Here is a 23347-nt window from a genome sequence, read left to right on the forward strand (position 1 = left end):
CGAGCGCAGCTGTTTTAGTCATATTGACACAGGGACCGGAAGATGGTTCAGACCGCGAGGCGATCCCGTGCATTCAACTTAGATTTTGGATGGCCAGTTGCCGTACCAGGCGTAGCCGGCCCGTCTCTCCTGGTCGATATCGCTGAGATTGTATCTGACAATCCCGTCGCGGCCGACAAAGATTGGCTTGTCCGTGCCGATTTCATAGAAACGTGCCCACAGCGGCGTTGTGATGCTGGAGTCTTTAATGACTTTGCCGTCCCCGTTTTCTCTCACGAATTTGATGCCCGTCATCTTGACCTTGTCAAACCAAGCCTGGGCACCGTTAATGGACGCGGTAATCTTGGCATTGGCCGGGCGTGTTTTCAGGAATTTTACGATAGTACTGCTCTCTGCGGCGGAGAGGGAGGGAACTTCGTATATCCGTGCTCCCGCTGGTTTCAACGTGCTGGAATCATGCTGCTGTCCCCAAGCCGTCAGCTTGCCGCCAACGACGACCTGTGTATTCAGAATGGCATCTACGCCTTTGTTAACGGCATTCCGGCTGCGATCGGCCAGGGAACTGTCAATAAAGGAGAAATCTCCCTTGCGGTTAGCGACTTCATCCAGCAGGTACATGACATTGATCATCGCGTCGTCATTATAGGTGATGTGTTTGTGGTAACCCGAGCTTTGGTAAATTTGAGGCCATCCGCCGTTGGCATACTGCATGTTCAGCAAAAAGTTGATGCCTTTGATCGCTGCAGCGGAATATTGGGGATTGTTGGTCTTTTTAAATTCGCTGGCAAGTCTTCGGATTTCAGAATATGTAGCTTTGTTATCGATCGTGGATTTTGCCCATTCTCCGCTCGTTTCTTTGTAATCTTTTCTCCATCCTCCGTCAGGACGCTGGTTTTTCAAAATATCGGAAATGCTCGCCGTCGTTCCGGATGCATCCGCCGCATAGACTTGCCCCGCAGGTAGAATTGCCGTTCCGACAACAGGAAGTGCCAGGGCACAGGCCATCATCAAAGAAGTCACCGTTTTTTTCGCGTTCAACATCTCGTATACCCTCCTAAGTTTAAAATGATAACGGTTCCAAAATATCGATTACCGCTGCTACAGCCTCCTTTTTTTGATTCTGGATAACCATTTTCATCATGTCCATTCCAATTTGTGGATATGGACAAGCTCATTTTATGCAAAACTTTAAAAAATATCAATCTTTGCACATACCATATGGGTGTATATTTTGAATATATTGTTCATCAGAGATAATCTTTAATTAAATTGAATCATATAGACGTATAGGGATAATATACAAATTTTATATGAATATAGTTTCACAATAAAATGGAAGTACACATTTATTTTCAAAAAATGCATTGTGAATGAGCAAAGTTTGTGCTACGATCTTAATCGTTATTATTACGATTAATTTTCAGGAGGAAAACATGAAGTCTACATTTTTGATGGGAATGGTGCTTTTGCTGGTGGTGTTAACCGGTTGTGGACAGCAGGCTAACCAGGATGACGAAGCTGGAGCCGCCAAGGACGAATTGGTTTTTGCCAGCACCAAAGATATTCGCGACATTAATCCGCATCTGACGGGCGGAGAATTGGCGGCGCAAAATATGGTTTTTGAATCACTCGTCGTGAATACTGCGGACGGCGTGCAGCCTAAATTGGCCGAAAGCTGGGAAATCTCCCCGGATGGTTTGACATATACCTTTCATTTGCGCAAAAACGTTGTATTTAGCGATGGCGAAGCCTTCAATGCCGAGGCCGTAAAGAAAAATATCGATGCTGTCGTGTCCAATTACGATAAGAACGCCTGGCTCAATCTGGTGCAGGAAATCGACAACACGAAAGTGGTGGACGAACACACATTGGCATTGACGTTAAAGCACCCTTATTATCCGACTTTGGAAGAGCTGGGGCTGACAAGACCGTTCCGCATGATCTCCCCCAAAAGCTTCATCGACGGCACGACCGCGAACGGGGTAAACGGTTATGCCGGGACCGGACCATACATACTGACGGAGCACAAAGACAATCAATATGCCTTGTTTGCTTCCAATGAACGCTACTGGGGAGAGCAGCCCAAAATCAAACAAGTGCGTTGGAAGGTCATGCCGGATCATCAAACGATCCTGCTGGGATTGCAAAACGGCGAAGTGGACCTGATCTTCGGAGCCGACGGCGACATGCTGGACGCCAATGCGTTCAGCGCACTGCAAGAGGGTGGAAAATACGCGACGAAAATCAGTCATCCGTCCGGATCGCGCTCGATCCTGCTGAACAGCAATCGCGCGTTCACGAAGGACAAGCTCGTACGCGAAGCACTGCAATATGCCATCAACAAACGGACGATCGCTACAGGCATTCTGAACGATACGGAACAGATCGCGGATACGTTAATGTCCAAGGCCACGCCGTATGCAAACATCGATTTGAGCATCCGTTCTTACGACGCCAACCAGGCCGAGCAATTGCTCGATCAAGCAGGATGGGTAAAATCGGATGACGGTTACCGCTACAAAAACGGGCAGAAGCTTCATCTGCTGCTCTCGTATAACTCGGACAATGCGCAAGAAAAAACGATCGGCGAATCCATGCAAAGCGATCTGAAAGCGATCGGGGTGGAACTCGAAATTTTGGGTGAAGAAAAGCAAGCTTACTTTGACCGCCAAAAATCCGGCGATTTTGATTTGCAATATTCCCTGTCTTGGGGACTGCCGTATGACCCGCAAACGTACGTCTCCACATGGCGCGTACCTTCCCACGGCGATTACCAAGCCCAAGCGGGATTGGAAAAGAAAGCTTGGTTGGATCAAACCATTAGCGAAGTTTTGCTTGAACAGGACGAGGCCGCGCGAGCGGAAAAATACAAAGAAATCTTTACTTACGTGCATGACGAAGCCGTGTATTTGCCTTTGACGTATTCGGTCGTGAAAGCCATTCACTCGGATCGTTTGCAGGGCGTGGATTTCAATGTGTCGCAATACGAAATTCCGTTTGAAAAGATGTATTTTCAATAACAGAGAGCGAGTCGAACGATGAAAGCATACCTGAGCAAACGAATCATCGGCGCCATCCCGCTGCTTGTGCTGGTTACCTTCCTGGCATTCATTCTGATCAACTTAAGGACAAGCGATCCGGCGGAAATTGCCTTGCGCGTCAACCAGATTACGCCGACGGACGAGATGGTGCAGAGCATGCGCGAGGAGCTGGGCCTGAATCAGCCGTTCCTCGTGCGGTACAAGAACTGGATCGTTGACAGTTTTAACGGGGAGTTCGGCACGAGTTATGTCAACAACAAACCCGTATTGGAGGAATTGCGGCAGGCGATTCCGCCAACCTTGCAGCTGGCAGCAGCAACGCTGGCGATCATCGTCATCTTCAGCATGTCGATCGGCATATTGTGCAGCGTGTTCGAGAACCGGTGGCAGGATCGTTTCCTGAGGGGCATCGTATTCGTGCTTGCCGCCATGCCGAGTTTCTGGATCGGCTTGCTGCTGATGTGGTATTTCTCGGTGCACCTGGGACTCCTGCCGACCAGTGGTATGGAGGGACCGACATCGATCATTCTTCCTGCGGTCACGCTGTCGCTTACGTTTCTATCGACGTATGTGCGCTTGATACGCAATAACATGGTTCAGAACAAACATGAAAATTTCGTCCTTTACGCCAAGGTGCGCGGTTTGAAGCAAAGCACGATCACATGGAAAATCTTCACGAATTCGATCCAGTCCTCCTTGACGGCATTCGGCATGTCCGTTCCACGGTTAATCGCGGGTACGGTCGTCGTCGAAAACATATTCGCCTGGCCGGGAATCGGCAGATTGTGCGTCAAAGCGATATTCAATTCCGATGTTCCCGTGATCCAGGCGTACATCTTCATGATGGCTGTGCTGTTCATCGTGTGCAACCTGATTGTGGACATCCTGATCGTGCTGATCGACCCGAGATTACGGAGGGAAGCAAAATGAGTTTTTTCAAACGTTTGCGCGGTGATCGACTGGGCATGGTGTGCCTTGCATTTCTGTCCATGGTTACGCTGGCCGGCCTGTGTGCCCCTCTCCTTGCACCCTATGATCCAACCTTGGTCAATGTCGCCGTAAAGCTCTCCCCGCCAAGCGCGGATTATTGGCTCGGCACCGATCATTTGGGTCGGGATTTGCTGTCGCGTTTGTTGTTCGGCATTCGTACAACCTTTTTCTACGCATTCCTGGCCATGATCGTGACCATTGTGTCGGGATTGATCTTTGGCTTGATGGCCGGGTATTCCAACGGAAAAGTGCGCGAGGTCATTCTGCGGTTCTGCGACGTGATGTTATCCTTTCCGTCCGAGGTCATGATCTTGTCCATTGTCGGCATACTGGGTCCGGGGATCGTCAATATCGTCATCGCCAACATCTTGTCCAAATGGGCCTGGTACACGCGGATGATCTACAGCAGCGTGCAGCAGTACCGTGCCAAAAATTACGTGAAGTTCGCCCAGGTTCACCAAGGCTCTTCTTTATATATCATGAGAAAACACATTCTTCCGGGCATCTCCGGCGAACTCACCACGCATTCGACGCTGGAAATGGGCTGGGTCATCCTGAGCATTTCTTCACTGTCGTTCCTTGGATTGGGCGTACAGGCACCCGTGCCGGAATGGGGCATGATGCTGAATGAAGCGAAAAACGTTTTGTTCACGAATCCATGGCAAATGATACCTGCGGGCGTTACGATCCTGCTTGTCGTTGCCGCGCTGAATTTCCTGGGGGACAGCATGCAGCATGCGCTGAACGCCCAATCTTACGTCACTGGCCGCAAACGACAACGAAAGCTGTTCCGATTCGGCAGAGAGAGGAAGATCAATGATGTCCATCTTGACCGTAAACCATCTTAATATCATAGATACCAAAACCAACAAGGTCATCGTCAAGGATGCTTCTTTTACGGTGGAACAGCAAACATGCCTGGGGATCGTGGGGGAGAGCGGCAGCGGGAAATCCATGACGGTTCGGGAAATCATGGGCGTGAATCCGCGCTGGATCCGTTCGGAAGGTGAAGTTCTTTTCGAGAATCGCAACCTCCTGGAGGATAACGACAAGCGTAGAAGATCGATTCGCGGCAAAAAAATCAGCATGATTTTGCAGGACGCCATGACGGCCTTCAATCCGATTGAAAAAATCGGAGCCCAGATGAACCAAACATTCGTACAATTGCTCAAGGTTCCAAAGAGAGAAGCGGAGCGGCTGAGTCTGGAAAGCCTTGAAATGATGAATTTCCAGGAACCGCGTACCGTTTATGGCAGCTATCCCCATGAGCTTTCGGGAGGCATGCTTCAGCGATGCATGATCGCCATTGCCCTTGTCATGAAACCCGACGTGATCATCGCGGATGAACCGACGACCGCACTGGATTCCATCAATCAGCTGGAGGTCGTCAAGCAATTCCGTTCCTTGAAGGAGCTGACGGGCACAACGATGATCCTGATCTCGCATGATTTGGGCGTCGTACAGCGATTGGCGGACAACGTGATCGTCATGAAGGATGGGGAGATCGTCGAACAAGGCGTAACATCAACCGTTTTCAATGATCCGAAACATGCGTACACGCAGTATTTGGTGAATACCCGCCTGCAGCTGACGAACAGCTTTAACGATTCTTTGCTGAGTGGAGTGAAAGCTAAACCATGATATCCGTAAAGCACGTCAAGAAAAGGTATAAAATGCCCGGAAAATTCCTTCGTCCCGTCCAAAAAAATGTGCTGACAGATGTCAGTTTTCATCTGAACGAGGGCGACTGCCTCGGAATCATCGGAGAAAGCGGCAGCGGCAAAAGCACGTTATCCCGCATGCTGCTTGGTTTGGAACAGCATGATGGAGGCGAAATCCAAATCGACGGTGTGCCGCACAAGAAATGGATCAGACAGAATAAAGGCAAGATTAGCGTGGTGTTCCAGGACTACCGCACATCGGTCAATCCGAACTGGACGATCGGACAGATCATAGAGGAACCGCTGAACATGTTGGGCGACATGAAAACAAACCAGGTTGAACGAACGCAGTGGATTGCATCGCTGGTTGGAAAAGTACAGCTTCCTGCCGACGTCTTAAGCAGGCATCCGCATGAATTGAGCGGAGGACAACTGCAGCGGGTTTGCATTGCCCGTGCATTGACGACCCGCCCGAAATACGTCGTTCTGGATGAAGCGATCAGCTCCCTGGATGTGTCGGTACAAGCTCAGATTCTAACGTTGCTGAAGGACCTGCAGTCCGAATTTCGATTAAGTTATTTGTTTATCGCCCATGACCTTCAAGCCGTAGCCTATCTTTGCAACCGTTTGGCTTTTTTGCGGGATGGACGCATCATCGAAGAATTGGACTGCAATCATTTTACGTGCGCGGAGAGCGATTACGTCAATCATTTGCTGGAATCGATCATTCCTTTTAAATCCGATTATAACGGGGAGAAGAGCTTGTGATCCGGTTTGATCATCTTCGAAATGTAGAGAATGGACCTGTTTAAGACGCTGATTAGCGTCTTTTTTGGTTTTCAGTTTATCAGGAACAAAAGTATGCTAGTCGTAAGAACAGCGGCGGTTTACCATTAGTTTACGTTTCGTTCCCGGATGGTTTACCATTTTACATTATAATGGTTCTAACTACCTTGAGAGGAAGACGTATAACCATGAGCGTAAAACGCCGACTCTACATCTCCAACTTCCTGATGCTGGTCATGCCGGTTTTGCTTTTGATCTTGACGAGTATTTGCCTGATGTTAATCTACACAGGGATCACGGGAATTCGCGAGAAACCTCCTTTGAATTATGGAGAACTGTTTTCGAAACGCATGGAAAAGGTCGAAGAGCTGGCCGCAAAGCAAAAATCCGTCACCAGCAAGGAACCCATTCAGTCCGATATAGACGAATTCAACCGTCAGAACGAGGGAACGGGGATGAACTTGTCACTGTATCAGGGGCAACATCGGATTTATCCGGTTTCATCGACTAACGTTGAAATGCCTGACATGAATCATTCCCAATCCAACGTGATTATCGTGACCGACCAGCTCGCTGTTTACCGGGCCGAAGCGGGGGATTATGCGCTTGTACTGAGTGATTCTAATTTTACGGTCAATAACCATGACACATTCGAGAAACGGATATATGGCGGAGCTTTGATGCTGACGATCCTCATAGTCGTGGCCATCGTGACGAACAGGGCATTGACGAAGTTTGTTTTCCGCAGCATCATGGATCCGATTCAGATCATCGTGGACGGCGTGCATCAGCTTCGGGACGGGAATTTGAAGTATCGGATTCATTACGATAAACAGGATGAGTTTGCTTCCGTGTGTGTGGAATTCAATGACATGGCAGAACAGTTATCCAACATGGTCGAAGAGCGAAAAAAGAACGAAATTAATCGCCGGGAGCTGATCGCGGGTATTTCCCATGACTTGCGCACACCGTTAACTTCCATCAAAGCGTACTTGGAAGGGCTGGAGAAAGGTGTGGCGACCACGCCACAGATGCGAATGAAATATTTTGATACGATTAAAGCCAAAACGGCAAGCCTGGAACACATCATTAAACAGCTTTTCTTGTTCTCCAAACTGGATATCGGCGATTTCCCGCTGTACATGGAGCTTGTAGACATCGGTGCTGAAATGAAGAGAACCATGGCTGCTTTCGAAGTAGAGTACAGCCCCAAAGGGCTGAATCTTCACTATGAACAGCAATTTCCGCAAGCCGAGACGCTGATCGATGTGGTGCAATTCCGCAATGTGATTCAAAATGTTCTGGAAAATAGTCTAAAGTATAAAGACAAAGAGCGCGTCGACGTAACCATCACATGGATGGAAAATGAACAATGGGTAGAAATGCGTTTAACGGACAATGGTCCAGGGGTATCTCCTGAAGAATTGGGCAAGTTATTTGACGTGTTCTACCGCAGTGATGCATCACGGAAGAGGCCTGATCTGGGCAGCGGTCTGGGATTGGCCATTTCCAGCAAAGTGATTGAACGGCTGGGCGGACGCATTCATGCGGAACTGGAGCCAAGGGCTGGACTTTCGATTATTATAACGATTCCCAAATACAAGGGCGTAAAAGGAGAAGACGATGAAGAGAATCTTAATCATTGAAGACGATACGGCCATCGCCGAAATTGAACGGGACTTTTTGGAGATCGAAGGTTTCGAAACGAGCATTGCGACGGACGGACATGAGGGCTTGCTTTTGGCTTCCGGAGAGTATGACCTGATTCTTCTTGATCTCATGCTGCCCGGTATGTCTGGATATGACCTGTGCAGAGCTATCCGCGAGAAGACGAATATTCCCATTATTATGGTTACGGCCAAAAATGAAGTGTCGGACAAGGTTCGCGGGCTCGGTCTGGGTGCGGACGATTACATCGCCAAGCCGTTTTCACCAACGGAGTTGATTGCCCGCGTGAAGGCCAACTTGTCGCAATACGACCGCTTAACCAATGGTGGAGCCAAGCACTCTCGCGAAGTCGAAGCCGGTCCCATTCGTATCAACAGGTTAACCCATCGGGTTTTCGTCTATCAGCAGGAGGTTGAGTTCAAAAATAAAGAATTTGAATTGTTATTGTTCTTGGTCTCGAATCCGGACATCGTGTTTAGCAAAGAGCAGTTGTACGAACGGATATGGGGGATGGACGCGATCGGTGATCTCAAGACGGTTGCCGTACACATTAATCGGTTGCGCGAGAAGATCGAACAGGACCCTCAGAATCCGACTTACATTCAGACCATTTGGGGTGCAGGTTATCGATTCAGGTTATAAGAGATTTGAACATTGGTTTACCTTTTATTAAACACTTTCCCCCTGTCAGTTTAAATTCTGCTGTTATGATGAGCTCAGACATCAAATGAAGGGGGAAGTCATATTGAGCAAGTTAAGGCTGACAGACATCAAGAAATCATACCATAGCGGTGAAACCGTGCAGGCGTTAAAGGGGATATCCCTGGAATTCAGGGAAAGCGAATTCGTTTCGATCCTGGGACCTTCAGGTTGCGGCAAAACAACGCTGCTTAACATCGTGGGCGGACTGGACCGTTATGATGAGGGAGACCTTTCGCTTGGCGGGCGATCGACCAAACATTTCAAGGATCGGGATTGGGATGCTTACCGCAATCATTCCATCGGATTTGTATTTCAAAATTATAATCTGATCGCTCATCAAACGATTCTACAAAACGTGGAAATTGCCATGACATTGTCGGGAGTACCTGTTTCGGAACGGAAACAAAAAGCCAAAGCGGCTTTGGAATCCGTGGGCCTCGGCAGCAAGCTGGATAAAAGACCGAATCAATTGTCGGGCGGACAGATGCAGCGGGTTGCCATTGCCAGGGCGCTGGTCAACGATCCGGACATCATTTTGGCTGACGAACCGACGGGAGCACTCGATAGTCAAACCAGCGTTCAAGTCATGGAGATCCTCAAAGACATCTCCAAAACGAAATTGGTTATTATGGTTACCCACAACGCCGACTTGGCTGAGGAATACAGCAGCAGAATCATTCATTTGCGGGATGGAGAAGTGCAGTCGGACAGCAATCCGATGTTGAACGACAAAACAGGATATGAGCAGCAGAGCTCGTCCGGAGCTGAGAAACTTAGCTTGGGTAAAACCTCAATGTCCCTGGTGACAGCTGCCTCGTTGTCTTTCAAAAACTTGCTGACGAAAAAAGGGCGGACGCTCATCACCTCGTTTGCAGGCAGCATCGGCATTATCGGCGTTGCCCTTGTATTAGCCCTATCCACCGGTTTATCCAATTACATATCCAAAATGCAATCCGAAACGCTGGCGGGATTCCCGCTGACCATATCCGAGAATGTGCAGCAAATCGAAGGACCGCCGGATTCGGCAGCAGGCATACTCACAGGAAATAGCGGTGGGGAAGACGATGAATTTCCAAACGGGGATGTTCTTTATTCGCACGACAGCGCGGCGAACACGCAACAGCATACCAACGTATTGACTGCGAGTTATTTCGATTATGTCTCCAAAATAGGACAAGAACTACCCGGTGCTGTAAATGCGGTAACCTACGGCCGTGACGTTGATATGAACATACTCGCTAAAGGCGACAAGGATGTCGTGAGATTTGAGACTACGGTGAACGCTTCGTCTGACATGTCCCCGGGATTCGGGGCCGCCCCGACCTATTGGCAGGAGCTTCCGGACAATGAAGAATTCATTACTTCCCTCTATGATTTCATTGGAGAGGGCAGCCGTTATCCGACGGCTGAAAATGAAGTTGCCCTCGTCGTTGATTCTTACAACCGATTGGATCAAGCGTTTTTTGAGAAATTGGGTATCTTCACAGAGAATGAAGAGTATAAACTTAGCGACTTTATCGGCAAAAAAATATTGAAGATCGTTCCGAACGATCAATTTTATACAGAAAAGGAGAACGGCATTTTTGCTCCGGCAACAGCTGAGTCGTATCCCGAATTGTATGAGGATGCAGATGGGATGGAGTTGACGATCACAGGCATTTTGAGATTGAAAGACGGAAATGCATCATCCAGCGGATACTTGTCCGAAGGAATCGTATACACGCCGAAGCTGACGGACTATATTGTGAACGATTCCGGAAAATCAGCGATTGCCCTGGCGCAGCAGGCTTCCGATCGGGATGTCGTTTTGAATACTCCTTTTGCCAATGAACAGGCCAAGGATGCTCGCCTGAGAGCGCTGGGTGCGGTCACGACACCTTCAAGCATTAGCATTTATCCAAAAGACTTTGGTGGCAAGGATGAAATCAAACAGTATCTGGATGCGTATAATGAAGGCAAATCGGAAGAGGACCGGATCGTATACACGGACATGTCCGAGATGATCGGATCGGCTATTCAGACCGTGCTGGATACGGTATCCTATGTATTGATCGGTTTTGCCGCAATTTCTCTCGTCGTCTCGACCATCATGATCGGAATCATCACGTATGTCTCCGTATTGGAGCGCACCAAGGAAATCGGTATATTGCGCAGCATCGGAGCAAGAAAAAAAGACATTTCCCGCTTGTTTAACGCGGAGACGTTAATCGTTGGTCTTGTGGCCGGAACGCTGGGAATTGTCATTTCTTACCTGTTGACTTTGGTCATCAACAGCGTGATCGCTAATCTGCTGAGCATTGAGGGGATTGCCCAATTGACGGTAACCCATTCCGCCATACTAATCATTGGCAGCATGCTTTTGACCCTGATCGCGGGGATGATTCCGGCTAGATCGGCAACCAAAAAAGACCCGGTCATTGCTTTAAGAACGGAGTAACGCGCTTGACCGATGTTGACTGAACATTGCATGTAACATTTGAACGTTAACCAAAAGCAGCCATCCAAAGATCAATGTCCTTAAGATAAGTTCTAAACTTAATGACATTGATCCAAGGAAGGCTGCTTTTTTTTGGTTAATCGGATGCATGATCGCCAAACATGTCCTTTTGATTTTGTTTGCGGAAACTGCGCGGGGATTCGCCAACCGTTTTCGTAAAAAGAATCGTGAAGTAGTTCGGGTTGTCGTAGCCGACCAGCTTAGCAATTTCCCATATCTTTTTATTGGTCGAAACGAGAAGACGGGTCGCTTCGCCCATCCGCCGCTGAATTAAGTAATGATAGGGGGAAGTCCCGTAACGATTTTTGTACATATGGATCAAATAATAGAAGTCGATATGGAACTGTTCCGCCAGGTCCTTCAGCTTGATGTTTTGCCGATAGTTCGTGTCCAGATAATCTTTGATGCTTTCGGCGAGCGTGTTGCCGCGAACAATTTCTCCGGTGGCAAGCTGATGGCGTGACATGCGCTCAATGATCATTAACAGTGCTTTGAGTACATGCTGGGACACCACCTCGTAACCGTCTTCACGAATCGAAAATTCATTAAACAAGGTTTGCATCAAGGAGCGGATTTCTTCCGAATAACGGTTCGCGCGAAGGATGGGTTCACTGCCCGGGGGAACGACCCAATCATGATTTACGCGGGTACCTTCCTTGAAACGGAAGCCGCAATACAGCGTCGATAACGGGAAATCCGGGTTCGACTTTTCTTCGTGCAGCGTCCCTCTGTTGTAAATGAGCAGATCTCCCTTTTGGGCCAAATGATTGATCCCATTGATGGTAAACGAACCTTTGCCGTCATTGACGTAGATGATCTCGTGCAAATCGTCATGCTTATGCGTTGGAAAACTCCAATGAGGATGGTCGGCCAGCTTGCCTACATAAATAATGATGCAATCCTGATCCTCATGCCGATGGCCGGATTCATGGCGTGTATTCATTAATGATTAATGTCTTCCCTTCAACAATCTGAATTGAAATGACAACATATATAATGTTTTGAGACAACATCACAACAACCTTGATTGTCGCTTTTCATGTCTGACAGTACAATTTCACTATCCAATAAGTAATATATATTGAAACTGAAAGGAAGGGAAAGCAAAATTATTATAAAAAGAGGTCTGTTCAAGAAAATAAAGCGCTTGCAACATTAGAAAGGAATAGTGAGGGTTTATAAATGACCAGAAAAAGTGAAAATTTACTTATTTTAATACTCACGCTCGTCAGCTTTGTATTGGGGACGACCGAATATGTGATCGTTGGCGTGCTGAAGGAAATAGAAAGTTACATGCAAGTGTCGCTGGCAGCCGCAGGAACGCTGGTGTCCGGTTTTGCCATCGCCTATGCGATCGGAACGCCGTTTGCGGTTGCGTTTCTGGCCAAAATATCGAGAAGAAGCTCCATATTGATTGGCTTTGCGATTGTGCTTGCCTTGAATTTGCTGACCGTGTTTTCGACGTCATTTGCTTCCTTGATGGCGATTCGCATCGTTTCGGCCATCGCTTGCGGGCTTACGATATCGCTTTCGATCTCGATTGCCAACGATGCGGTCAGCCGGGAACGCAGAGGGGAAGCCATCGCTTGGATCTTGGGCGGCTTTTCCATCGCCAACGTGCTTGGCGTTCCGCTGGGTACCTTTATCGGCCAGCATTTGAACTGGTCCATGACCTTCGTGGTTACGGCATGTATCGGCGCTCTGCCGTTTGCGTTGATGTTTCGCGTGCTTCCGCGCCAAACGACGACGATCGTCGGTTCGTTCAGCGATCAGATGACGCTCTTTATGAAACCGCGCATTTTGCTGGCCTGCTTGATTCCGGTGCTTGGAAACAGCTGTATTTTCGTGACATTTACGTATATCACGCCGCTGCTGGGACAGTCCATGGGCGTGCCTGAACGCTGGATCAGCGCCGTGCTTCTCATCTATGGAGCCTGCAGCATTTTGAGTAACTGGATCGGCGCAAAAATCGCCAAGGGCGATTTTATGACCAAGCTCAAGTGGCTGTTTGTCATCCAGGCTGCCGTCTTTCTTGGGCTCAGCTTCGCCGTGTCCCAACTTTGGCTCGGCTTGGCGTGTTTGTTCCTGATCGGCTGCTTATCCTCCTCAATGAGCGCGGCATCCCAGCTGTACCTGTTCGAGGTAACCGGAGCGATTGCTCCGAACTCCAAGCCGTTTGCTTCGACGCTGCTGCCTGTTGCTGCTAACGTGGGCATCGCGCTCGGCTCCGGTGTCGGCGGACTTGCCGTTAATCTGGGCGGCGTCAACTGGGTGCCTCCGGTTGCCGTGATCCTGGCTTTGCTGGCATTTGTCATTACGAGAGTATGTCAAAGCTCGATTCAATTGAAACCTGAAGACGACAAAAGTACACCAAAGGTGTTACCTCAATCCCAGTACCAATGAGTAGAACAACAGATGTCATTCCAGGAAAAGTCGCGATGATGGCGACTTTTTTCGTTTTCAAGAATTGGGGCTTGGGAAACGAGCTTTGCCTCAGCGAACAAAAAATAGACATGAAGCGGTAACATTCTGCTTCCGCCACTCGTTTATTGGTTGAGGTGATTTACATAAAAACGATGAAATATGGTCGATTGCTAATGACGGTATTTTTAGTTCTGATGTTTCTCGTTGGTTGCAATACTGTGAAAAAAGGGCAGGAGACGTCGAAGTCAGCATGCAAGGAAGTGGTTGACTGGGTTGATTTTATGATCATCAACGAGATTACCTATGTCCGAAACAGCGATGAAACAATGGTCATCAAGCCGGAGCAAATCGGGGATAAGGTAGGGGAGGTCAATTACACGTTGAGCGGTCATGCTTGCTCAGACCACGTATCCCAAAACGGGGATGCTGCATTTCTGCCCATCGGAACGGAAGTGCGTGAATTAAAAGGGTATCAATCGCAATTCCGCGTTGTCGCAGATGGTAAGATTTACCAAGCCGACGATAACCCTAATGCCAGCACGCTGGGTGACCTTTTGGATATTGAAGGCAAAGTGCAGAAAGTTAGCCTCGAAAGCGGCATTGACGGCAGTAGGATCGGCGACTTCTCTAAAGATGCGGCAGCGGACTTCATTAGCGAACTGATTCCCTTGAAATATGTCGGGTTCGATGAGGTTTATAAAAAAGCAAAACATGAGTCCGGCGTTTTTTTGCGCGTGCACCTGCAGGACGGCACATCATTCAGGATGGTGTTTTATCCAAAAGCAAATGCCTTTACGGACGGAGCGTTTGGGACGGAAAAATTAAAGAGGTTGATCATGTCACAAAGACAACAAATTAAAGCAGCTGCAGGAATGTAACAAACATTCCGCAGCTGTTTTTTTTATTTTAAAAGAATAATAATATTTTGTTAAACAACAATAATTTATTGTAAAACGATAAATTTCATGATACATTCATTTCACGAAAACAAGCGAGGTGTTTAAAAGTGAAACGAGGTTCAACCATTTTTCTGAAGGCAGCCGTCCTGTTGATTGGGATTCCGGTTCTGGTTTTGGGCGTTTTTGGACTGTATTGGTTCATGAATCATCCGGCAAATCCTGAATATGCTCACATGCTGTATCCCGCGTTGTTGATTGCCTATGTCTCGATAATCCCTTTCTTCATGGCGCTGGTACAGGCGTTCCGGCTTCTGGGTTACATTGATGCGAACCAAGCGTTCTCCGAGGTTTCGGTGAGGGCCTTGAAGAAAATCAAACAGTGCGCCGTTGCGATCAGCATCCTGTATGTCCTCATGATGCCCTTTGTGTATCTCGTTGCAGAGAAAGACGATGCGCCAGGCCTCATTTTGATCGGAATGATCCCGATCTTTGCTTCACTGGTCATAGCAGTCTTTGCGGCCGTTCTTCAGCGACTCTTGCAGGAAGCTGCAGACATCAAATCAGAGAATGACTTCGTTATTTGAGGTGAAAGCATATGGCCATTATAATCAATATTGACGTCATGCTGGCGAAGCGAAAAATGAGTGTCACGGAGCTGTCCGAAAAGGTGGATATCACGTTAGCCAACATGTCCATTCTGAAGAACGGCAAGGCGAAAGCCATACGTCTATCAACGTTGGATGCGATATGCAAGGCGCTCCAGTGCCAGCCCGGAGATATTCTGGAATACGTGGACGAAGAAGAAAGCGATAATTGACGATGGTAGTACAGAATGTCTTACGCCAGGCCAAGAAGTCCCCAGCATCGGGGACTTTTTTGTCCCAAGAATTCATATTCCTTAAAAAGAAGGCTGTATTAGACTTACTTGTTGATTTGCATTACAAAAGTTAACCGCCCACTGAATGGCGGTTAACTTAAACCAATGACTATTCATCTATAAGTGCTTTTCATAAAATACCATCGTCATTTTGTCGTTAATTACTTTTGTTGAACCCGTTTTTTTATAGCCTATCTTTTCATACAAATAACAGTTTCCTTTCTCTTGTAAGATGGTACCCAATTTCCATGACTTTGCATCATCATAGATCTGCTCAACTATTGTAAAGACTTTTTGAGCAATTCCTTTTCCTTGATGTTCTGGCAGTATAAAAATGGGGCTAACACTATAGATTTGATTTTCTTTTTTCACAACTCTAATTCCACCAACAGCAACCTCAAGATGATGAATGATGAAATAATCTGTAAAAGATTGATTGATTTGAGTAATCATTCTTTCTACGGTTTCATTGGCGGGGCTTGTTTCAAAATCCTGATATTTTTCCAACAAGGGCATAAATGCTTTGACTTTCATTTCATGAATGGTCACTGCATCTTTTACATCTGCTTTGCATAATGAAACCTCCATTAAATATATACCTCCTATTGAGATGCTTGCTAAAAATACAATTTATAGTACATGCTCTGTGAACTTAGTACAAGAAAGATGTTCGTCTAAATATCAATATTAAGGATTAACATAGTCATTAAAAACAAAAAAAGCAACCTGCAAACGGCTGCTTTGGTTCGTCACTTCAGATCCTGCAAAAGATTTTTCATTTTCTTGTAATGTCCGCTGACGCGATCGACCATGTAGTTATACAATAGTTGGTTCTCGGCAAGATCTGCCATTTCGATATCGATATCGACGTTGTTGCGATTGTTGTTCATCGTTGTATCGGTATGTTCAACGATCCGGTAAGGGACTACCGACGAATGGGGAGCCTTGGCGGGCAGATGTTTCGGATGAGTCTGTTTCAAATCCAGCTCCGGGGTGTTGCCGTTTTCGATCATCCGGCGAAGCTCATCCTCGAACGCAACCGATTTCCTTTTGTAGTTGGGCGTGTCCGCATTGGCAATGTTATTGGTAATTACACCGTGTTTCGTATTCAGTATTTGTAAAAGCGATTCATTACGTCTTGAAGTGTTGGTTTCTATCACGTCTTAGCCTCCTTCACGGCGAATGCTTTCCATCCTCTCCATGATAGAAAGCAGCATGCAGACTGTCAACATAGCAGTTGTTACATATAGTTACATGTACATATCATTTATAACACTGATTTTTTACAAAATGGACATCCATTCTTTATTGGGCAATGAATGTTGAAAGTTCTTGAAATCTCCGCGGTTATACACGAGAATTACATTAAGTTCATGACGAGACGAGGCTGCAATGAGGCCATCGATGAAAGGGAGTGCAAATGTGGGAAATGCTTTGACGGTCAATCAGTTTTATTTGGGAGCTTGTTATTATCCCGAACATTGGGATGAATCGCTATGGGCGGATGATCTGCGAAGAATGAAGGAACTGGGATTCAATATCATCCGAATCGGAGAGTTTGCCTGGAGCATTTTTGAGCCGGAAGAAGGAAAATTCGAATTCGGGCTGTTTGATCGCTTTTTGGAGCAAGCAGTTACATTCGGGATCAGCGTGATCATGGGTACGCCTACGGCTACGCCGCCGGCCTGGCTTACGCATAAATATCCGGAAGTACTGAACGTATCTATGGAAGGGGTTACATATCATCATGGGCAGCGGAGGCACTACAATTACAGCAGTCCCGTGTATTTAGAGTTCTGTGCCCGTATTACGAGGGAAATGGCGCAACATTACAAAGATCACCCTGCCATTATAGGTTGGCAGATTGATAACGAGTTGAACTGCGAAATGAACGTGTTCTATGCCGAAGCGGATCATGTGCAATTCCGTCGTTGGCTGCAAACGAAGTACGGCACGCTGGAACGGCTTAATCAAGCATGGGGGACCGTTTTCTGGAATCAAACCTATGATCGCTGGGAGCAGGTTCATCTGCCCCGTCCAACCGTCTCTGGATCGCCGAATCCACATCAGGCGCTGGACGAGAAACGTTTTATCTCGGATAACGCCATTTCGTTTGCCAAAGCGCAAGCCGACATCCTCAGAGCTGAAGCGCCAAACCAGTGGATCACGACAAACGGTCTGTTCGGGCACCTGGACAGCCACCGGTTGTCGGATGAAAACCTGGATTTCATGTCCTATGATTCCTATCCGCAGTTCAGCAGCATCTATCCTGACACCGGCGAACAGCCGCTCCTTGATCGAAAATGGAGTCTTTCCCTGAGCAATGTAAGGGACATATCCCCGAATTTCGCGATCATGGAACAACAAGCCGGTCCGGGCGGATGGGTAAACCGGATGGAGATGCCGGCGCCGCAACCGGGACAAATGCGTTTGTGGACATACCAGAGCATCGCTCACGGAGCGGACATGGTTCTGTATTTCCGCTGGCGAACAGCCATCTTTGGCACGGAAATTTACTGGCATGGCATCAATGACTACCACAACCAGCCCAATCGTCGCGTAGCCGAAGCAGGCCGCGTAGGTCAGGAGCTGCAAAAGGCAGGAGAACGCATTATCGGCAAACGTTACTTGGCCCAAGCTGCCATACTTCGCGATTACGATAACGAGTGGGATGGGGAATTGGACCAATGGCACGGTTCTTTGGCCAGACCTAGCGAGCTTGGCTGGTTTAAGGCGTTACAGTACGGGCACATTCCTGTTGACGTGGTCACCATCCGACCGGGAGCCGAAGAAGAGCAGGGAAGGGAGCTCGGGAAATACGATGTATTGATTTATCCTCATGGAGCCATTTTGCGGGAAAGCACGGCTGCGATGCTGCAGCAATATGCGGAACATGGCGGGACCGTGGTCTTTGGATGTCGCACAGGTTACAAAGACGAAGCAGGCCGCTGCCGGATGCAGCCATTGCCGGGACCGGCTGCGGCGCTCAGCGGCATTGTCGTCGAAGACTTTACGATGGTGAATGGCACTGCGGCCCCCGTAGCGGTGAGATTCACAGACGAGGGGACAGAGATCGATGCGCCTCGTTTTAACGATATTCTAAGCGTGCAGGCTGACACGGTTGAAGTTCTCGCCACATACGAGTCAAGCTATTACAAAGGAAAACCAGCATTGACGGTGAATCGGATTGGCAAAGGGAGCGTTTATTATTGGGGAGCGTCCTTTGATCTTCCTGTGGCGAAAGAACTTCTGAAACGTTTGCCGTTAACTTCTCCGCTGCATGATTGGTGTGAGGTGCCTGAAACGGTGGAGGTTGCCGTTCGAGCCGATGCCGCGGAAGAGCTCGTATTTTTGTTGAACTACAGCAGCGAACAGGCGACGGTCTATTTTCATGAGCAGGCTGAGGAATTGCTGACAGGTCAAACGCTTGAGGGGAACACCACATTGGAGCCTTTTGGGGTATGGGTTTTAATAAAAAGATAAAAAACAACAATGGCGCTGACAGTGATTGTCGGCGCCATTTTCAGTTGATAAATGCAGCACATAACAAGTACATAAAATCCAAATCGGGCGGTACTTGTTTGAATGTTTGAATTTACAAAAAGATTAAAAGAAGTATACCTGCAACAAAGCAGTAATACGAGAAGTAGATCAGGTTGCCCTTGGCCATAATGCCCATGAACCACCGCATGGCGAAATAAGTCGCAACAAGCGTGGTAATGAAAGCAATCAGATACGGAAAGGCCAGCTGGGAACGATTCGGATCGTGGGCAATATCGGATGCACCCAAAATTAAGCCGCCGATGCTGATTGGAATGTAAAGCATAAATGAAAATTTCAGTGCCGTTTCCTGCTTCATTCCGACCGCGATGGAAGCGATCACCGTCGACCCCGAGCGGCTGATGCCCGGAATCAGCGCGACGGCCTGTGCCAAACCTACCAATATCGCGTCGCGAATCGAGAGATTGCCGTCTCTCTTTTGCCCGCGCAAATTGCGAATCAGCCAAAGAGCAACGCCTGTAAGCAATAAACTAATGGCAACGGTATGTACGGAGGTGAAGATTCGTTCAATGGTGTCTTTGAAAAATACCGCAGCAACGGCCGCCGGTATGGTGCCGACGATGATGTAGACGCAAAACATGAAGTCGGTCCGATACTCGGTTTTGCGCGTCTGCAAATAACGTACTGCACCGACGAATAAGTCCTTGATGTCTTTGCGGAAAATGAAAATGATTGCGATCAATGACGCTGTGTTTGTCAAAATTTCAAAGGATAATCCGTTCTGTTCCATGCCGAGCAGTCGCTGCACAATGATCAGGTGTCCGCTTGAGGAGACTGGTATGGGCTCCGTCACCCCTTGCACGATACCCAGCAGCAAATATTTCAGCCAAGTTACCAGTTCTGCCATGATTCCCTCCCAATGGTGTATTCAATTTATGAATCTATCGATGCCACTCCAGTAAATGGAAGCTGACGACAAGACTCACAATACATAATGATACAATAGGGGACGCATGTTCTACAAATTCCTTTTCATAGATAGAGTAAGCGTGGGTGCAATATAATTCTTTGCCATTTGATATAATGGTTGCAAAGTAGAGACGAGGAGGGGGATCGGATTGTCTGGCGTTATTTCAAAAGCAGTGCAAATATTGGATCTGCTGCTGCCCCAGGGCACGGAAAAGGACATGAGCGTTACGGAAATCAGCAAGGCGCTGAACATGCCGGTGCAGAGCGTGCATCGTTTGCTTTCCTCGCTTGCGGAGCATGGTTTTGTCACGCAAAACATAAAGACCAAACGGTACAAGCTCGGCCTGTCCCTGATGAAATACGGTTTCCTGATGTGGGATAGCCTGATGCTGCGTACGGTCGCAAGGCCGGTTATGGAGGAATTGTCGAAACGAACGAAAGAGACTGTATATTTGTCCGTTCGCGAAAATGCAGAAGGGATCTACATCGATTCGGTGGATTCGCCGCAAGTATTGAAAATTTCCGAGCCGATTGGCCTGCGCCTGCCTTTGTTCATCGGAGCCTCCAATCGGGTGATTCTTGCTTTCCTGAATTCGGGGTTGCAAAAAACATTGTTAGACTCGTTCGACTGGAATGACATTCCTTCGCTTAAGCCGCTTTCCCGCGAATATATCGAGCAGGAACTTGCGAAGATCAAACAGAACGGTTACGCCATCACGTCCAGCGAGGCAACGGAAGGCACCACCGGCATCGGTGCGCCGATCTTCTCTTACGAGAATACGGTCATCGGTTCGTTGAACGTAGCAGGTCCTTCCATTCGGTTTGATGAAGAAAACGTTGAAAAATACGCCAATTTGGCCATTAAATATGCCAATCTCATATCCAATGAACTGGGATATCGCGGCAAAAGCCGACATGGATGAGGTTCTTCGCAAAGGTTCGACCATCATATTCCAATGGAATATAACCATCAATACATGAGGCCTTCTGTCAATCAATGACGGAGGGCCTTCTGCTGTAATTGCCACGTTTTCACTTCCAGTAATGTGCTCCCTGCATCATTTTCAGCAGGTTTACGATCCATTCCGGAAGAGCATAAGGGAGTGTAACATCGAATTCATCCCGGTATTCGGGAAAGGGGATAAACCTATATCAAATTATTTTGTTATTATCTCATTATTCGGGATAACTGCATTGATGATATTGAAAAATGAGATATGATTATGATTATTCTTTGAAGTCGAGGTGAGCTTATGAAAATTATTGCTTTTCGTCATTTTGCATTCGATGATCCATCCGTGATCGTGTCATGGTCCGAACATGCCGGGCACGAATTGCTTTTGCATGATCCTGCTCAAGGCATTCCGCAAGAGTGGCTCCAAACGATGGACCTTCTTGTGGTGCTGGGTGGACCGATGAGCGTTTACCAAGAGAATGAACACCCGTGGCTCATCCAGGAAAAGGCGTTTGTAAAACGTGCCATCGACATGGGAAAAAAGGTGCTGGGCATTTGCTTGGGAGCTCAAATGATTTCGGAAATTCTGGGGGGAACGGTAACCTCCAATGGGGACAAGAAGGAGATCGGCTGGCACCGGATGCAAAGAACGAAGGAACGTCATCCGTGGCTCACGCACGTACCCGAACAATTCATGTCATTTGCTTGGCATGGAGATACTTTTACGCTGCCTGAAGGGGCTCGGCATCTGATGTATTCCGAAGCTTGCGAGCGGCAAGCGTTTGCGTACGGGAATCATGTTCTTGGTTTACAGTTTCACCTGGAATCCACGCCAAGCTGCATTGAGCAAATGTTGTCCGACTGGACTCATGAACTTACGGATTTGCCTTTCATTCAGCGTGAAACGGAGATTCGAGATGGCATGGTACATAGCGAGAATTCCAAGATGCTGTTATGGGGAATTTTGGACAAGATCGCATTAAACAACTCGTTGAAGACAAATTCTGGTTAAGGCTCATTCGCTTACAAGCCAAGCTTTGGCGACCTCCGGATCATCAAAATATTTAATCGGGAACGAAATGGGATGGGGAATTTTCTTCATCTCTTGGCGCAAACGCAGCTTGTCCCAGAACGTGAAGCCTACAATCGCCAGTTTTTTCGTGTAGTTTTGGAGATGACCGATATTCTCCGCAAATTTGACCAAGATAGAAGTCGTCAGCTTCGTTTCGTAAAAATCAACCCATATATTGAGCTGGCGGTTTCGGCTTGTAATAAAATCTTCTTCTGCTTTCATTAACATAAATAACGCATCCGCATTAGTGTGAAAACTTCCATACTTGAGGCAGTGCAATTCCCCTCCTTTGTAATAATAAGGAAATAACGAGCCGCTGGGCGACTTTATGCTTCTCACTATGCATTCCTCCTTAAAATCATCAGCTATATAAACCGCAAAGCATCCACACGTTAAACGGAGGGGCAGAACCAATCCGGGGAATAACAGCGACGGAGGATGGTGCTTCACTCGCAGTGCCTTGTGTGAGTGATTAGTGCGGTTTATATAGCCATTTTTTTGGTTAAGGGGCTATGTTGAACGATTACAGATGCCTTTGAATCTTGACATCACATTCGGACGTTGTCGCCGTGACGTACTCCATGTAATTTACGGAACCATTAAAATTCAAATAAGCCTCGTAACGCATGCGAATGGCAGGTAAAGTGATCAGATCCAGGACATGTTCCTTGGGAACCCACCTGCAATCGCTGGTTTCATCAGAAGTGGCTAATTCCCCACCTACAGCTTTGCACACGAAATCAAACATGACCTTCGTAGGTACGTCAGTCACGCCATCATACCACTTATGTATTGCTGTATTCGACACAACACTTATCATGTGGCTAACCGTAGCATCGATGCCGCTTTCCTCTTTAATTTCACGAATGACGCCATCGATCAGATTTTCTCCAACTTCAGTGATCCCGCCAGGATACACCCAACCATCGTCATGTGCTTTAACCAAAAGAATATTGCCATGCCCATCTTCTACGATTCCGCCTGCCGATACAATATGTGTTGGAAACGCCATTTAACGACCTCCTCATAATATATAGATGTATATTTATTCCATGTAAATGTGGATATTTCCTGCTTGCGTCATTTTTTATACTTGAAGATACATACGGCGATAAAACGAACCTGTCTTTTGCTCTTGTTGCTTTGATTCTTCTTGACATTTTGGTCATGCTTGAATCGGAGTGTCGGTGCATATATTTAGTGCGATGGGTTCCTCAGTTCTGAAAATAGGGGGAAGGCCCTTGAGTTCACAGTACCCCTCTTGTTATCAAATGCATTGACAACATGTATATACAGGTGTAAAAT

Annotated in this window: 22 protein-coding genes; 15 read left to right on the forward strand and 7 right to left on the reverse strand. The window is 47.5% G+C overall.

All coding sequences use genetic code 11. From position 1 onward, the window contains the following. Positions 1 to 78: 78 nt before the first annotated feature. Positions 79 to 1041, reverse strand: coding sequence for a pectate lyase (gene pelA, locus SNR34_RS14725; protein WP_486182267.1), 963 nt, complete (start codon positions 1039 to 1041; stop codon positions 79 to 81). A gap of 392 nt (positions 1042 to 1433) precedes the next feature. Between pelA and nikA the strand changes: the two genes are divergently transcribed. From nikA to SNR34_RS14765, 8 genes are all read left to right on the forward strand, one after another. Continuing rightward, positions 1434 to 3020 carry a nickel ABC transporter substrate-binding protein gene (nikA, locus tag SNR34_RS14730; protein ID WP_486182268.1) on the forward strand — a complete coding sequence of 529 codons (1587 nt, stop codon included), beginning with the start codon at positions 1434 to 1436 and terminating at the stop codon, positions 3018 to 3020. Positions 3021 to 3038: 18 nt separating this feature from the next. Next, positions 3039 to 3971, forward strand: a complete 933-nt coding sequence (gene opp1B, locus SNR34_RS14735; RefSeq protein ID WP_236413905.1) for a nickel/cobalt ABC transporter permease — start codon at positions 3039 to 3041, stop codon at positions 3969 to 3971. Then, a complete protein-coding gene (gene opp1C / locus SNR34_RS14740; protein ID WP_486182269.1) occupies positions 3968 to 4879 on the forward strand; it encodes a nickel/cobalt ABC transporter permease in 912 nt (303 codons plus the stop codon). Before opp1B ends, opp1C begins: the two co-directional genes overlap by 4 nt. After that, positions 4851 to 5672, forward strand: a complete 822-nt coding sequence (locus SNR34_RS14745) for an ABC transporter ATP-binding protein (RefSeq protein ID WP_343260676.1) — start codon at positions 4851 to 4853, stop codon at positions 5670 to 5672. Before opp1C ends, SNR34_RS14745 begins: the two co-directional genes overlap by 29 nt. 68 nt (positions 5673 to 5740) lie before the next feature. After that, complete coding sequence (locus tag SNR34_RS14750) at positions 5741 to 6460, forward strand: ABC transporter ATP-binding protein (protein ID WP_486182270.1); 720 nt, start codon at positions 5741 to 5743, stop codon at positions 6458 to 6460. Between the two features lie 206 nt (positions 6461 to 6666). Next, complete coding sequence (locus SNR34_RS14755; protein WP_486182271.1) at positions 6667 to 8124, forward strand: sensor histidine kinase; 1458 nt, start codon at positions 6667 to 6669, stop codon at positions 8122 to 8124. Next, on the forward strand, positions 8102 to 8788 hold the full coding sequence (locus SNR34_RS14760) for a response regulator transcription factor (RefSeq protein ID WP_339278121.1): 687 nt from the start codon (positions 8102 to 8104) through the stop codon (positions 8786 to 8788). The genes SNR34_RS14755 and SNR34_RS14760 overlap by 23 nt, the downstream gene beginning before the upstream one ends. Positions 8789 to 8891: 103 nt before the next feature. After that, a complete protein-coding gene (locus SNR34_RS14765; protein ID WP_486182272.1) occupies positions 8892 to 11285 on the forward strand; it encodes an ABC transporter ATP-binding protein/permease in 2394 nt (797 codons plus the stop codon). Positions 11286 to 11421: 136 nt separating this feature from the next. Here SNR34_RS14765 and SNR34_RS14770 read toward each other — a convergent pair whose 3' ends face one another. Next, positions 11422 to 12288: a helix-turn-helix transcriptional regulator gene (locus SNR34_RS14770; protein WP_486182273.1), complete on the reverse strand. Its 867-nt coding sequence runs from the start codon at positions 12286 to 12288 to the stop codon at positions 11422 to 11424. A 239-nt stretch (positions 12289 to 12527) separates the two neighbouring features. Here SNR34_RS14770 and SNR34_RS14775 point away from each other — a divergent pair, with 239 nt between their 5' ends. The 4 genes from SNR34_RS14775 to SNR34_RS14790 all read left to right on the forward strand — a co-directional run bounded on the left by SNR34_RS14775 (position 12528) and on the right by SNR34_RS14790 (position 15485). Continuing rightward, positions 12528 to 13748, forward strand: coding sequence for an MFS transporter (locus SNR34_RS14775; RefSeq protein WP_343260667.1), 1221 nt, complete (start codon positions 12528 to 12530; stop codon positions 13746 to 13748). Positions 13749 to 13903: 155 nt separating this feature from the next. Then, positions 13904 to 14647: a hypothetical protein gene (locus tag SNR34_RS14780; protein ID WP_486182460.1), complete on the forward strand. Its 744-nt coding sequence runs from the start codon at positions 13904 to 13906 to the stop codon at positions 14645 to 14647. A gap of 128 nt (positions 14648 to 14775) precedes the next feature. Further along, positions 14776 to 15252, forward strand: a complete 477-nt coding sequence (locus tag SNR34_RS14785) for a DUF2975 domain-containing protein (protein WP_236413916.1) — start codon at positions 14776 to 14778, stop codon at positions 15250 to 15252. An 11-nt stretch (positions 15253 to 15263) separates the two neighbouring features. Beyond that, the gene (locus SNR34_RS14790) at positions 15264 to 15485 is read left to right on the forward strand and encodes a helix-turn-helix domain-containing protein (protein WP_236413918.1); all 222 of its coding nucleotides are present in this window, start codon (positions 15264 to 15266) and stop codon (positions 15483 to 15485) included. Positions 15486 to 15662: 177 nt separating this feature from the next. Here SNR34_RS14790 and SNR34_RS14795 read toward each other — a convergent pair whose 3' ends face one another. Together SNR34_RS14795 and flgB are read right to left on the reverse strand one after the other, a co-directional pair. Then, positions 15663 to 16133: a GNAT family N-acetyltransferase gene (locus SNR34_RS14795; protein ID WP_339278128.1), complete on the reverse strand. Its 471-nt coding sequence runs from the start codon at positions 16131 to 16133 to the stop codon at positions 15663 to 15665. Positions 16134 to 16294: 161 nt separating this feature from the next. Continuing rightward, a complete protein-coding gene (flgB, locus tag SNR34_RS14800; RefSeq protein WP_486182274.1) occupies positions 16295 to 16705 on the reverse strand; it encodes a flagellar basal body rod protein FlgB in 411 nt (136 codons plus the stop codon). A gap of 262 nt (positions 16706 to 16967) precedes the next feature. On the opposite strand from flgB, the gene SNR34_RS14805 reads away from it, so the two are divergent. Further along, entirely contained in the window at positions 16968 to 19028 is a 2061-nt protein-coding gene (locus SNR34_RS14805; RefSeq protein ID WP_486182275.1) for a beta-galactosidase, read from the forward strand. Positions 19029 to 19140: 112 nt separating this feature from the next. Here the strand turns inward: SNR34_RS14805 and SNR34_RS14810 are convergent, their stop codons facing one another. Continuing rightward, positions 19141 to 19953: an undecaprenyl-diphosphate phosphatase gene (locus SNR34_RS14810; protein ID WP_486182276.1), complete on the reverse strand. Its 813-nt coding sequence runs from the start codon at positions 19951 to 19953 to the stop codon at positions 19141 to 19143. Positions 19954 to 20164: 211 nt separating this feature from the next. On the opposite strand from SNR34_RS14810, the gene SNR34_RS14815 reads away from it, so the two are divergent. Both SNR34_RS14815 and SNR34_RS14820 read left to right on the forward strand, forming a co-directional pair. After that, the gene (locus tag SNR34_RS14815; RefSeq protein ID WP_486182277.1) at positions 20165 to 20938 is read left to right on the forward strand and encodes an IclR family transcriptional regulator; all 774 of its coding nucleotides are present in this window, start codon (positions 20165 to 20167) and stop codon (positions 20936 to 20938) included. A gap of 330 nt (positions 20939 to 21268) precedes the next feature. After that, positions 21269 to 21982 carry a type 1 glutamine amidotransferase gene (locus SNR34_RS14820; RefSeq protein WP_486182278.1) on the forward strand — a complete coding sequence of 238 codons (714 nt, stop codon included), beginning with the start codon at positions 21269 to 21271 and terminating at the stop codon, positions 21980 to 21982. Between the two features lie 3 nt (positions 21983 to 21985). Here the strand turns inward: SNR34_RS14820 and SNR34_RS14825 are convergent, their stop codons facing one another. Then, positions 21986 to 22381, reverse strand: a complete 396-nt coding sequence (locus SNR34_RS14825) for a hypothetical protein (protein WP_486182279.1) — start codon at positions 22379 to 22381, stop codon at positions 21986 to 21988. 184 nt (positions 22382 to 22565) lie between these two features. Beyond that, on the reverse strand, positions 22566 to 23054 hold the full coding sequence (locus SNR34_RS14830; protein WP_339278133.1) for an NUDIX hydrolase: 489 nt from the start codon (positions 23052 to 23054) through the stop codon (positions 22566 to 22568). Positions 23055 to 23347: the final 293 nt, after the last annotated feature.

The sequence above is a fragment of the Paenibacillus sp. XP01 genome, from assembly GCF_057364885.1.